General features: G+C 71.4%; 10 protein-coding genes. 1 reads left to right on the top strand and 9 read right to left on the bottom strand.

Features of this window, described 5'->3' with window-relative positions; translation table 11 throughout:
• Window positions 1–34: 34 nt before the first annotated feature.
• The 3 genes from F3L20_RS06745 to F3L20_RS06735 form a co-directional block, all read right to left on the bottom strand.
• Window positions 35–604 (bottom strand): GNAT family N-acetyltransferase, encoded by a 570-nt coding sequence (locus F3L20_RS06745; RefSeq protein WP_145830208.1) that lies wholly within the window; start codon window positions 602–604, stop codon window positions 35–37.
• Window positions 582–2,828, bottom strand: a complete 2,247-nt coding sequence (locus F3L20_RS06740) for an MMPL family transporter (protein ID WP_150153044.1) — start codon at window positions 2,826–2,828, stop codon at window positions 582–584. Before F3L20_RS06740 ends, F3L20_RS06745 begins: the two co-directional genes overlap by 23 nt.
• A 168-nt stretch (window positions 2,829–2,996) precedes the next feature.
• Window positions 2,997–3,350 carry a hypothetical protein gene (locus F3L20_RS06735; RefSeq protein WP_150153042.1) on the bottom strand — a complete coding sequence of 118 codons (354 nt, stop codon included), beginning with the start codon at window positions 3,348–3,350 and terminating at the stop codon, window positions 2,997–2,999.
• A 306-nt stretch (window positions 3,351–3,656) separates the two neighbouring features.
• Here F3L20_RS06735 and F3L20_RS06730 point away from each other — a divergent pair, with 306 nt between their 5' ends.
• Window positions 3,657–4,460 carry an SAM-dependent methyltransferase gene (locus F3L20_RS06730; RefSeq protein WP_150153040.1) on the top strand — a complete coding sequence of 268 codons (804 nt, stop codon included), beginning with the start codon at window positions 3,657–3,659 and terminating at the stop codon, window positions 4,458–4,460.
• Window positions 4,461–4,532: 72 nt separating this feature from the next.
• Here the strand turns inward: F3L20_RS06730 and gatB are convergent, their stop codons facing one another.
• The 6 genes from gatB to ligA form a co-directional block, all read right to left on the bottom strand.
• A complete protein-coding gene (gene gatB / locus F3L20_RS06725) occupies window positions 4,533–6,044 on the bottom strand; it encodes an Asp-tRNA(Asn)/Glu-tRNA(Gln) amidotransferase subunit GatB (RefSeq protein WP_150153038.1) in 1,512 nt (503 codons plus the stop codon).
• 16 nt (window positions 6,045–6,060) lie between these two features.
• Window positions 6,061–6,300, bottom strand: coding sequence for a hypothetical protein (locus F3L20_RS06720; RefSeq protein WP_033276008.1), 240 nt, complete (start codon window positions 6,298–6,300; stop codon window positions 6,061–6,063).
• Window positions 6,297–7,793: an Asp-tRNA(Asn)/Glu-tRNA(Gln) amidotransferase subunit GatA gene (gatA, locus tag F3L20_RS06715; protein ID WP_145830203.1), complete on the bottom strand. Its 1,497-nt coding sequence runs from the start codon at window positions 7,791–7,793 to the stop codon at window positions 6,297–6,299. The genes F3L20_RS06720 and gatA overlap by 4 nt, the downstream gene beginning before the upstream one ends.
• Window positions 7,794–7,799: 6 nt before the next feature.
• Window positions 7,800–8,096 (bottom strand): Asp-tRNA(Asn)/Glu-tRNA(Gln) amidotransferase subunit GatC, encoded by a 297-nt coding sequence (gene gatC / locus F3L20_RS06710; protein ID WP_006130840.1) that lies wholly within the window; start codon window positions 8,094–8,096, stop codon window positions 7,800–7,802.
• Between the two features lie 295 nt (window positions 8,097–8,391).
• The gene (locus tag F3L20_RS06705; RefSeq protein ID WP_150153036.1) at window positions 8,392–10,638 is read right to left on the bottom strand and encodes a putative bifunctional diguanylate cyclase/phosphodiesterase; all 2,247 of its coding nucleotides are present in this window, start codon (window positions 10,636–10,638) and stop codon (window positions 8,392–8,394) included.
• Between the two features lie 260 nt (window positions 10,639–10,898).
• Entirely contained in the window at window positions 10,899–13,094 is a 2,196-nt protein-coding gene (gene ligA, locus F3L20_RS06700; protein WP_150153034.1) for an NAD-dependent DNA ligase LigA, read from the bottom strand.
• Window positions 13,095–13,105: the final 11 nt, after the last annotated feature.

Genomic DNA, 13,105 nt, shown 5'->3' with positions numbered 1-13,105 from the left:
TCTCGCACCGTACGGACGGCTTCTGAGATTCCGCTTAACGCGGGTCCGGATGCCTGTCACGGGCACGCCACTCGGGGGCGAGGACGGACCAGACCTCCAGGTCGTGCCGTACGCCGTGGTGCAGGTGGGCCGCGCGGCGGACGCCGTCCCGGGTCATGCCGAGCCGGCGGGCGACGGCGATGCTGGCCGTGTTGCCGGACGCGGCGACCCATTCGACCCGGTGGATCCCGCGTTGCTCGACGGCCCAGTCGATGAGCACGCGCATCGCGCGGGTGACCAGTCCCCGTCCGGTGGCGGCGGGCTCCAGCCAGCAACCGACCTCGCAGCTGCCGTTCGCCGCGTCGAAGTTCAGCGTGAGCACCCCGCCGACCAGCGTGCCGTCCAGCCACAGCCCGTGCACCGAGGCGGTGTCGGCGGCGCGCATGTCGGCGTACCGCTGGAGCGCCTCACGGGCCGTGGTGACGTCCGTGGCCCGGGAGCCGAAGGGGATGTACTGGTTGACGAAGTCCCGGCCCCGGTCCAGGTGGGCGAGGAACTCCTCGGCGTGCCACGGCTCCAGCGGGCGCAGTTCCGCGCCGTCGTCACCCAGTCGTATCGCGTACATCCCGCTGCCGCTCCTCTTCCGCCAGCACGTCCGCCACCTCGGCGTCCGTGACGGCGGCCAGCCTCTCATGGGCGGCACGGCACTCGGGCGGCTCGATGCTGATCCGGGGCAGGAACCGGTCCAGCCACTTGGGCAGCCACCAGTTGGCACCGCCGAGGAGGTGCATCAGGGCGGGCACGAGCAGGGTGCGCAGGATGAAGGCGTCCAGGGCGACGGCCGCGGCGAGGGCGATGCCGAACATGGCGATCACGCGGTCACCGCTGAGCACGAAGGCGAGGAACACCGAGATCATGATGACGGCGGCGGAGTTGATCACGCGGCTGGTCTCGGCGAGGCCGACACGGACGGCACGGCGGTTGTCGCCGGTCTCCAGCCACTCCTCGTACATCCGGCTCACCAGGAACACCTGGTAGTCCATGGACAGCCCGAAGAGCACGGACACCATGATCACGGGCAGGAAGGGTTCGATGGGGCCCGCGCGGCCGAGGCCGAGCAGTTCGCTCCCCCAGCCCCACTGGAAGATCATCACGACCACGCCGAAGGCACCGGCGACGGCGGCCACGTTCATCGCGGCGGCCTTGAGCGGTATGCCGATGGACCGGAAGGCGAGCAGCAGGAGCAGACAGCCCAGGCTGATCACGACGCCGACGAACAGCGGCAGCTTGCCGACGATGACGGAGGCGAAGTCGTCGTAGCCGGCCGTCACGCCTCCGACCTGCAGGTCGAGCGAGGTGCCCGACTCGGCCCGGGGCAGCACGTCCTCCCGCAGCCGGTCGACGAGGTCGCTGGTCTGCTTGGACTGCGGGGACGACTCCGGCACGACGGTGAGGAAGGCGGTGTCACCGCCCTGGTTGTACGTCACCGGTGACGCCGAGGCGACGCCCTCGGTGGTGCGCAGGGTGGCGTCGAGGTTGTCCAGGGCGAGCCGGTCGGGGGCGCCGTCGACCTTGGTGATCAGGGTGAGCGGTCCGTTCACGCCCGGGCCGAAGCCGTCGGCGAGCAGGTCGTAGGCCTGGCGGGTGGTGGAGGTCTTGGGATCGTTGCCCTGGTCGGACGTGCCCAGGTGCAGCGAGAAGGTGGGCAGCGCGAGGACGGCCATCACGACGACGGCGATCGCGCCGAGCAGCTTGGGGTGGCGCTCCACGAACGCCGACCAACGGGCGGCGAACCCGGTGGGCATCTCCGGCTCGGGGCCGTGCTCGGCCAGCCGGCGCCGCTCGCGGCGGCTGAGCGCCCGGGTGCCGATCAGCGACAGCAGGGCGGGCAGCAGGGTGACGGAGGCGCCGACGGTGAGCACCACGGTGAGCGAGGCGGCCACGGCCACGCCGTTGAGGAAGTTCAGGCGCAGGATCAGCATGCCCAGCAGGGCGATGCACACGGTCGCACCCGCGAACACCACGGCGCGGCCGGTGGTGGCGACGGCGTCGGTGGCGGCCTCGGTGACGCTCAGGCCGCGCTTCAGTCCGCGCCGGTGCCGGGTGACGATGAACAGCGCGTAGTCGATGCCCACGCCGAGCCCGATCAGCAGGCCGAGCATGGGTGCGAAGTCCGCGACGGTCATCAGGTGGCCGAGCAGGACGATGCCCGCGTAGGCGGTGCCGACACTCACCAGCGCGGTGGCGATCGGCAGCAGGGAGGCGGCGAGCGAGCCGAAGGCGAGGAACAGCACCACGGCCGCGACGGCCACGCCGACGATCTCGGCCATGTGCCCGCCGGACGGCTCGCTCAGCTCGACGGCGCTGCCGCCCAGATCGACGCTCAGGCCGTCGGTCTCGGCCGCCTTGGCCTCCTTGACCACGGCACCGGCCTGACCTGGGGACATGTCCTTGGTCTGGTGCTCGAAGGTCACCGTGGCGTAGGCGGTGCGGCCGTCCTGGCTGATCTGTCCGGCGCCCGTGTCGTCGTACGGGGTGCTGACGGAGGCGACGCCGGGCAGGTCCTCGATGCGGTCGAGGGTGCGGGTCATGGTCTGCTCGACGCCGCTGTCCCGGACCGTGCCGGACGAGGTGTGCCAGACGACGCTGTCGCTGTCGCCCTCGAGGCCCGGGAAGCCCTCCTTCAGCAGTTCGGTGGCGCGCCCCGACTCGGTGCCGGGCACCTTGTAGTCGTTCGAGTAGGCGGAGCCGGCGACGAAGGCGCCTGCCGCGATCCCGACCAGGGCGAGGAGCCACAGCAGAACGGTGAACAGACGGCGTTGAACGCACCAACGTGCTAGGGCTGCCACAGGCGTGCTCCCGGTATGGCTCGGGGTGGATCTTTGACCGGGTACAGCCGATGAACGATCGAACAGCCCGCAAAGAACGCATGAGCAATGCCCTGCCACTGTTGCAGGTGGAAATGATCGTTTGCCCCTTTCGTGGACTAACTCACATTTCCCGCCAAGCCCGCGGAATCAGTCGAACTGGTCCCCCAGCGCCATGACCATGACGCCCGCGATCGTCGTCCACAGCGCCCTGCGGGTCCGCCCGCGCGCACCCAGGACCGCCGCCAGCGCACAGACCGCCGCTCCGCCGGCGTAGGCCGTCGCGACAAGGACCGGCGCCGCGCCGGCGGCCCGCAGCAGGGCGGCGGCGACACCGGCCAGGGCGAGCACGACCCCGGTACCGGCCGCGGCCCACCGGGCCCGCCTCGCCTGCTCGACGAGGAGGGCGTCGTCGTCCGCCTCCTCGAAGACCTCGGCGGATTCGGGCGACCCGGTACGCTCGGCGTCCTCACCGCGCTCAGCCGCTCCGGATATCTCGTCCATTATGGATATTCCGGAATTCCTGGCGCCGGTATCGTCCGCCGATTCCGTTTCTCCGGCTTTCCCGTCCTTCTCGACGGTCCGGGTGTCCGGGCGTATGTCGGAATCAGGGCGTCCACTCATGGCGCCGGAGCGTAGCGCCCCGGCCCCGGAAACCTGGATGCGGGGCACCCCGGCGGCTGCTAGCGTCCGTCGCTCCGACTCCCCGCGGCAGTCCGCCGCCGGCCGAAGCAGGTGCTTTGATGCTTGTCCGTCCGATCTCCGACGCGACTCTTCCCCTCTTCACGGCCTCAAGGAGCCCGTTCACCGATGTCGGACCGCACACCGAACACCCCGCACAACGACCTCGCTAACCGCCTCGCCCTGCCCCGGTACCCCCGCAGCGGCACCTACGACGCGCGGTGGGCCATCGACAACCAGATGGGCCCCCACGCGCTGTGGCTGCTGGAGTGGCTCGCCCCCGCCCTCGGCCTCGACACCCTGCCTCCCGGCGCCCGGGTGCTCGACCTGGGCTGCGGACGCGCCATGACCTCGGTCTTCCTGGCCCGGGAGTACGACGTCCAGGTCACCGCCGCCGACCTGTGGATCAGGCCGGACGAGAACGCCCGCCGGATCGCCGAGGCGGGCGTCGCCGACCGCGTCCTGCCCGTCCTCGCCGAGGCGCACGACCTGCCCTTCGGGGAGGAGAGCTTCGACGCGATCGTCTCGGTCGACGCGTACCAGTACTTCGGTACCGACGACCTCTACCTGCCGACGCTGACCCGGCTGCTGAAGCCGGGCGGACGGATCGGGGTCGTCGTGCCGTCGCTCACCGAGGAGATCGACGGGACCGAGCCGCCGGACCACCTGAAGGCCTTCTGGGAGCCCGCGTTCTGGTGCTTCCACAGCCCCGCCTGGTGGCGTCGCCACTGGACCCGCAGCGGCGCCGTGGAGGTCGAGACGGCCGACTGGCTGGAGGACGGCTGGCGCGAATGGCTGCTCTGGTCCGACGTCGTCGCCGAACACCACACGGACGAGTTCCACCGGCGGATGGGCCGGGAGAACGCCCGGCTGGTGCGCGCCGACCGGGGCCGCACGCTGGGCTTCACGCGCGTGGTGGGCCGCCGCCGCTGACCCGCGGACGCCCGTGACACGCGAAGGGGACGCACCCGGCGGGTGCGTCCCCTTCCTCACGCCGTACGGGCCTCAGCCCTCGACGCCCAGCTTCTGCAGGATCAGTTCCTTCACCCGGGCCGCGTCCGCCTGGCCGCGCGTGGCCTTCATGACCGCGCCGACCAGCGCGCCGGCCGCCGCGACCTTGCCGCCGCGGATCTTGTCCGCGACGCCCGGGTTGCCGGCGATCGCCTCGTCGACGGCGGCGGTGAGCGCGCCCTCGTCGGAGACGACCTTCAGGCCGCGCTTCTCCACGACCTCGTCCGGCGTGCCCTCGCCGGCGAGGACACCCTCGATGACCTGGCGGGCCAGCTTGTCGTTCAGCTCACCCTTGGCCACCAGCTCGGTGACCCGGGCCACCTGAGCCGGGGTGATCGCCAGCTCGTCCAGCGCCTTCTGCGACTCGTTGGCGCTGCGGGCCAGCTCGCCCATCCACCACTTGCGGGCGGAGGCCGCGTCGGCGCCGGCGTCGATCGTCGCGACGATCAGGTCCAGCGCACCGGCGTTCAGGATGGCCTGCATGTCGGTGCCGGAGACGCCCCACTCCTCGCGGAGCCGGTTGCGCCGCACCAGCGGCAGCTCGGGCAGCTGGGCGCGGATCTCCTCGACCCACTCCCGGGACGGCGCCACGGGCACCAGGTCCGGCTCCGGGAAGTACCGGTAGTCCTCGGCCTCCTCCTTCACGCGGCCCGAGGTCGTGGACCCCGTGTCCTCGTGGAAGTGCCGGGTCTCCTGGACGATCGTCCCGCCGGAGGACAGCACCGCCGCGTGCCGCTGGATCTCGAAGCGGGCGGCGCGCTCGACGGAACGCAGCGAGTTGACGTTCTTCGTCTCCGAGCGCGTACCGAACTTCTCGGTGCCGTGCGGGCGCAGCGACAGGTTCACGTCGCAGCGCATCTGGCCCATCTCCATGCGGGCCTCGGACACACCGAGCGCCCGGATGAGTTCACGCAGCTCACGGACGTAGGCCCGGGCCACCTCGGGGGCGCGCTCGCCCGCTCCCTCGATCGGCTTGGTGACGATCTCGATGAGCGGGATGCCGGCGCGGTTGTAGTCGAGGAGGGAGTGCGAAGCGCCGTGGATACGGCCGGTGGCGCCGCCGACGTGCAGCGACTTGCCGGTGTCCTCCTCCATGTGGGCGCGCTCGATCTCCACGCGGAAGGTCTCGCCGTCCTCCAGCTGCACGTCGAGGTAGCCGTTGAAGGCGATCGGCTCGTCGTACTGGGAGGTCTGGAAGTTCTTCGGCATGTCCGGATAGAAGTAGTTCTTCCGGGCAAAGCGGCACCACTCGGCGATCTCGCAGTTGAGCGCGAGACCGATCTTGACGGCGGACTCGACGCCGGTCGCGTTGACGACCGGGAGCGCGCCGGGCAGGCCGAGGCAGACCGGGCAGGTCTGGGTGTTGGGGTCGGCACCGAGCGCGGTGGAGCAGCCGCAGAACATCTTGGTGGCGGTGCCGAGTTCGACATGGACCTCGAGGCCCATGACGGGGTCGTACGACGCGAGTGCGTCCTCGTACGACACCAGGTCGGTCGTGGTGGTCACGGTGAAAACTTCCCTCTCAGCCCAGCAGGACGTCGTCGTCGCCCAGCCGCTTCAGCTCGCGGTAGAGGATGGCGAGGCCGGTGACGATGGCGGCGGCGGACACGGTCGCGTCGATGAGGACCAGGGTGTCCTTCTCGGCGCGCGCCGTCTTCAGCCGCTTGGCGACGCCGAACGCGCCGAACGCGGTGGCGGCCATGGACAGGTACGTACCGGACCGGGACTTCTTGAATCCCTTGGCCTTGGTCAGTGCACTCACAGCGACGGAGCCTCCTCGAGCAGCGGGTGGCCCCACTTTTCCACGAAGGCGGCCTCGACCGCGGCACCCACCTTGTAGAGGCGGTCGTCCTTCATGACCGGGGCGATGATCTGCAGGCCGACCGGCAGGTTGTCCTCCGGCGCGAGGCCGCAGGGCAGCGACATGGCGGCGTTGCCCGCCAGGTTGGTCGGGATGGTGCACAGGTCCGCGAGGTACATCGCCATCGGGTCGTCGGCGCGCTCGCCGATCGGGAAGGCGGTGGTCGGGGTCGTCGGGGAGACGATCACGTCGACCTGCTCGAAGGCCTTGTCGAAGTCCTGCTTGATCAGGGTGCGGACCTTCTGGGCGCTGCCGTAGTACGCGTCGTAGTAGCCGGAGCTGAGCGCGTACGTGCCGAGCATGATGCGGCGCTTGACCTCGTCGCCGAAGCCGGCCTCGCGGGTCAGCGAGGTGACCTCCTCGGCGGAGTGCGTACCGTCGTCGCCGACGCGCGCGCCGTAGCGCAGGCCGTCGAAGCGGGCGAGGTTGGAGGAGCACTCGGACGGCGCGATCAGGTAGTACGCGGACAGCGCCAGGTCGAAGGACGGGCAGTCCAGCTCGACGATCTCGGCGCCCAGCTCCTTGAGCATCTGCACCGACTCGTCGAACCGCTGCACGACGCCGGCCTGGTAGCCCTCGCCGCGGAACTGCTTGACGACACCGACGCGCATGCCGGCCACCGAGCCGTTGCGCGCGGCCTCGACGACCGGCGGGACCGGCTCGTCGATGGAGGTGGAGTCCATCGGGTCGTGCCCGGCGATCACCTCGTGCAGCAGGGCCGCGTCCAGGACCGTGCGGGCGCAGGGGCCGCCCTGGTCGAGGGAGGAGGAGAACGCCACCATGCCGTAACGGGACACCGCGCCGTACGTCGGCTTCACGCCGACCGTGCCGGTGACGGCGGCCGGCTGGCGGATGGAGCCGCCGGTGTCGGTGCCGATGGCGAGCGGGGCCATGTGCGCGGCCAGCGCGGCGGAGGAACCGCCGCCGGAGCCGCCGGGGATCCGGGTGAGGTCCCAGGGGTTGCCGGTGGGGCCGTAGGCGCTGTTCTCGGTGGAGGACCCCATGGCGAACTCGTCCATGTTGGTCTTGCCGAGGATGACGACGTCGGCGTCCTTGAGGCGCTTGGTGAGCGTCGCGTCGTACGGCGGGATCCAGCCCTCGAGGATCTTGGAGCCGACCGTGGTCGGGATGCCCTCGGTGGTGAAGATGTCCTTCAGCGCGAGGGGTACGCCGGCCAGCGGGCCGAGCTTCTCGCCGCGCTCGCGCTTGGCGTCGACGGCGCGGGCCTGGGCGAGGGCGCCCTCCCGGTCGACGTGCAGGAAGGCGTGCACCTTCTCGTCGACGGCCTCGATCCGGGCCAGGTGGGCCTCGGTGACCTCGACCGCGGTGAGCTCGCCGGAGGCGATCTTCGCGGCGGTCTCGGCCGCGGTGAGCTTGATGATGTGATCGCTCATGGCGGTTTACTCCTCCCCCAGGATCTGCGGCACCTTGAAACGCTGCTGCTCCTGGGCCGGGGCGCCGGAGAGCGCCTGCTCGGGGGTGAGCGAGGGACGGACCTCGTCGGCCCGCATGACATTCGTCAGCGGGAGCGGGTGCGAGGTCGGCGGGACGTCTTGGTCGGCGACCTCACTGACGCGGGCGACCGCGCCGATGATGTCGTCGAGCTGGCCTGCGAAGTGGTCGAGCTCTTCGGGCTTCAGCTCCAGACGCGCCAGCCGGGCGAGGTGGGCGACCTCCTCGCGCGTGATGCCAGGCATGCAGCGATCCTCTGGGGTGAGTGTGTGTGGTTTGGGACCAATCCTATGGGGCGGGCACCCCTGCCCGTGAAACCCTCCACCCGGCACCCCCCGTAGGACCCCGAAAGGGGCGCGGGGACCGCGCGACCAGCCACAGCGAACCCGCGGTCGCAGTACGGCCACCTCACGAAGCGGCCACGTCCGCACGGGGCACCGCGCGGGCCACTCCTGGCGCCCGATAGGGGCGCGGGGAACTGCGCGACCAGCCACAGCGGACCCGCACCGGGAGTTCGGCGTGCATCCTGCCGGCGGAGGGCTAGTCCTCCGCCGTGCCCGTCGCCGCCGGCAGCGCCGCCGCCGGCCGCTGCCACCCCCGCGACCCCCGGGCGAGCAGCCAGGCCGTCGTCTCGTCCGGCGGCATCGCCGCCGCGACCAGCCAGCCCTGGACCGCGTCGCAGCGCAGGTCGCGCAGCCGCTCCCAGGTCTCGTCGTCCTCGACACCCTCCGCGACCACCAGCAGGCCCAGCGAGTGGGCCAGGTCGATCGTGCAGCGGACGATCTCCGCGTCCTCCGTGTCGATCGCCAGCCGGGCCACGAACGACCGGTCGATCTTCAGTTCGCTCACCGGCAGCCGCCGCAGGTGCACCAGCGAGGAGTAGCCGGTGCCGAAGTCGTCGAGCGACATCTTCACGCCGTGTCCGGTCAGCGCGTTGAGGGTGTCGGCGGCGCGCGTCGGGTCCTCCAGCAGGACGTGCTCGGTGATCTCCAGCTGGAGCGCTCCCGCGGGCACCCCGTGCCGGGCCAGCCGGGCCGCGACGGAGCCCGCGAAGCCGGGGCTGTGGACGTCGCGCGGCGAGACGTTGACGGCGACCGGCACGAACAGCCCCTGCGCGCGCCACCGGGCGACCTGCCCGAGCGCGGTCTCCAGCACGTACTCGGTGAGCTGCGGCATCAGCCCGGACGACTCGGCTATCGCTATGAACTCGTCCGGCGGCACCCGGCCCCGCTCCGGGTGCACCCAGCGCACCAGCGCCTCCAGGCCCGCGACCTGGCCGTCGAAGCGGACCTTCGGCTGGTAGTGCAGCTCGACCTCGTGGGCGTCCAGGGCGCGGCGCAGATCGCCCAGCAGGCCGAGCCGGTCAGGGGTGTTGGAGTCCCGCTTGGACTCGTACGCCTCGACTCCCGTACGGTCCCGCTTGGCCTGGTACATCGCCACGTCCGCCCGCCGCAGCAGCCCCTCGGCGTCGGCCGCGTGGTCGGGGAACACGGCGACTCCCGCGCTCGCCTCCAGGACGAGGGTGAGCCCGTCGAGGTCGAGCGGGGAGCTGAGGGCGGCGACCAGGCCGCGGGCGGCGCGGGTCGCGGACGTCGTGGAGTCGGCCGCGGGCAGTAACACGGCGAACTCGTCACCGCCGAGTCGCGCGGCCTCCGCCCCGCGCGGCAGGGCCAGTCTCAGCCGGTCGGCGATCTGCAGCAGCAGCCGGTCGCCGGCGAGATGGCCCAGGGTGTCGTTGACCGACCGGAAACGGTCGAGGTCGATGAGCATGAGCGCGGCCCGGGAGCCGACCCGCTCCGCGTCGTCCAGCGCGGTCCAGATGCGCTCCTGCAGCCACTGCCGGTTGGGCAGTCCGGTGAGCGGGTCGCGCAGTTGCTCCTCGGCCCGCGCCCTGGCTATCCACAGGGTGGAGTCGAGGGCGATCAGCGGGATGGAGAACAGCGGCAGCAGGACGGGCTTGGCGTCGGCGACCACGCAGATCAGCGGCGCTATGCCGAGCAGGGCGACCGCGACGAGCCCCTGCCGGACCAGGGCGGTGCGGGCGACCGTGGGCAGGCCCGAGCGGGGGGTGTGCAGGTACCAGAACAGGGCGCGGGTGACCGCGAGATAGGCGGCGGCGACCAGCACCACCCCGGGGCCGGTGTAGAGGGTCCAGGTGTCGGGGGTGGACGGCGACTCGACGGACGGGACGGAACCGAACGCGGCCAGCACCAGCGCTCCGGCACCGATGCCGAGCAGGTCGGCCGCGCCGTGCAGCACGCCCTGCCGCCAGCGGCCCCGCCGGGCTATGCCGACCAGCACGACGACGGTGAGGCTGACCATGCCGGCGGCGACCCAGCCGTAGAGCAGCAGCACGGCGAGGGTGAGGGCGGCGCCGGAGCCGGTGCCGCCCCACCAGCGGGAGCGGCCCAGCATCACCAGGTGGCCGACGACGATGCCGGTGAGCACCGCGAGCGACCAGCCGACGGTGCCGGACGGGAAGAGGGCGTGCCCTCCGGTGAAGGCGCGCAGGAAGCCGGCGCCGAGGACGAAGGCGGCCGCGGCGACGACGGCCGTGGGCAACGCGGGCCAGGACGGGTGGCGTTCGGTCTCCGACCCTTCCGGCCCGAGGCCGGTCCCGCCGGCCGGGCGCCCGGCGTCGCGCGCGTCCGCGGTGCCCGCACCGGTGCGCCCCCGCGCGTCCGGACGCCCCGCGGGCCGCCCGTTCTCGCGGCCGCGCCGCCAGACGACCGCCATGCGGCGCAGGCGCAGCCGTGAGCCCGGGGCGGCGCTCTCGGTCGGTTCCATTCCCGTCCCTCTCACAGCCGGCGGTGCCCACGCCACGCGGCCCGATGCCCGACAACCCTCAGCGGCTCCGCGGTGGAAAGCCCTTCCCCGGACCCCTCACGGGTACGGGGGTTGCCCCGACCGCAACTGGGCACGGCAGGCGCACATCTCAACAGTAGGCCGCAGAGCGCTTCCACGGGCACCGGTCGCCGACGGTTGCCCGAATGCGCCCCAGCCACCCGTATGCATCTGGTATGCGCCGATCGGGTGGCCTTCAACCGTTACTCCTCGGCCGAAAGGGCGGCACCGGCCGCGGCCTCGGGGCCCTGCTCCAGAAGGACGTTGAAACCGTCCTCGTTCAGAACCGGCACCTTCAATTGCATCGCTTTGTCATATTTCGATCCGGGATTGTCACCCACGACGACGAACGACGTCTTCTTGGACACGGATCCGGTCACCTTGGCACCCAGGTTCTGCAGGGCCTCTTTCGCGCCATCGCGGGTGAAATTCTCCAGTGTTCCGGTCACGACGACGGTGAGTCCTTCGAGGGGGCGCGGGCCCTCGTCCTCGCCGGACCGCTCGTCCTCCATGCGGACGCCGGCCGCCTTCCATTTGCGGATGATCTCGCGGTGCCAGTCGGTGGCGAACCATTCCTTGAGCGATGCGGCGATGGTCGGGCCGACGCCCTCGGTGCCGGCCAGCTCCTCCTCGGTGGCCTGCTCGATGCGCTCGATCGACCGGAACTCACGGGCCAGCGCCTCCGCCGCCACCGGGCCGACGTGACGGATCGACAGGCTGGTGAGCACGCGGGCCAGCGGGCGCTCCTTGGCCGCCGCGATGTTGGCGAGCATCGCGATCGCGTTCTTCTTCGGCTCACCCTCCTGGTTGGCGAAGACCGTGGCGATCTTCTCCTCGCCGGTCTTCGGGTCCCGCTTGGGCAGACCGCTGTCCTGGTCGAGGACGTACGCCTTGATGGGCAGCAGCTGCTCGACGGTGAGGTCGAACAGGTCGCCCTCGTCCTTCAGGGGCGGCTCCTGCGGCTCCAGCGGGCTGGTGAGGGCCGCGGCGGCGACATAGCCGAAGTGCTCGATGTCCAGCGCCTTGCGTCCGGCGAGATAGAACAGCCGCTCGCGCAACTGGGCCGGGCAGGCACGGGCGTTGGGGCAGCGCAGGTCGACGTCGCCCTCCTTCATCGGCCGCAGCGGCGTACCGCACTCGGGGCACTCGGAGGGCATGACGAACTCGCGCTCGCTGCCGTCCCGCAGGTCGGCCACCGGCCCGAGGATCTCGGGGATGACGTCACCGGCCTTGCGCAGCACGACCGTGTCGCCGATGAGCACGCCCTTGGCCTTGACCACGTCCTGGTTGTGCAGGGTGGCGAACTCGACCTCCGAGCCGGCCACCGTCACCGGCTCGACCTGCGCGTACGGCGTGACCCGGCCGGTGCGGCCGACACCCACCCGGATGTTGACCAGCTTGGTGTTGACCTCCTCCGGCGCGTACTTGTACGCGATGGCCCAGCGCGGCGCGCGGGAGGTGGTGCCGAGGCGTCCCTGGAGCGGGATCTCGTCGAGCTTGACCACGACGCCGTCGATCTCGTGGGCCACGGAGTGGCGGTTCTCGCCGTAGTAGGCGATGAACTCCCGCACGCCCTCCATGCCGTCGACGACCCGGTTGTGCGGGGAGGTCGGCAGTCCCCACTCCTTCAGCAGGCCGTAGCCCTGGGAGAGCCGGGTCATGCCCTTGTAGCCCTCGAGCACGCCGATGCCGTGCACCACCATGTGCAGCGGGCGGGTGGCGGTGACCCGCGGGTCCTTCTGGCGCAGCGAACCGGCCGCCGCGTTGCGCGGGTTGGCGAAGGGCTTGTCACCGGCCTCCACCAGCCGGGCGTTGAGCTCCTGGAACTTCTCCATCGGGAAGTAGACCTCGCCGCGGATCTCCACGACGTCGGGCACCTTGTCGCCCTTGAGGCGGTCCGGGATCTCGGCGATGGTGCGGACGTTGGGTGTGATGTCCTCGCCGGTGCGGCCGTCGCCGCGGGTCGCCGCGCGGACCAGCCGGCCGCGCTCGTAGGTGAGGTTCACCGCGAGGCCGTCGACCTTCAGTTCGCACAGGAAATGGAACGTCTGCGTACCCAGTTCCCTGTGGATGCGCTCGGCCCAGGCGGCCAGGTCCTCGTCGTTGAACGTGTTGTCCAGGGACAGCATGCGGGAGCGGTGCTGGACGGAGGTGAACTCGGTCTCGTAGGCCCCGGCGACCTTCTGGGTCGGCGACTCCGGCGTACGCAGCTCCGGGTACCGCTCCTCCAGTGCCTCCAGCTCACGCAGGAGGCGGTCGAACTCCGCGTCGCTGACGACGGGTGCGTCGTTCACGTAGTACCGGAAACGGTGCTCCTCGATCTGCTCGGCGAGCGTGGCGTGCTGCTCCCGCGCTTGTGCGGGCACGCTCGTCGTCTCCGCTTGCTTGTCGCCGGCCACCGTGTGTCCTC

This window comes from Streptomyces tendae (assembly GCF_008632955.1).
In the GTDB taxonomy this organism is placed as follows: Bacteria; Actinomycetota; Actinomycetes; order Streptomycetales; family Streptomycetaceae; genus Streptomyces.
The sequence above is the reverse complement of the archived record's forward strand: the minus strand, read 5'-3'. Positions and strand labels throughout refer to the sequence as shown.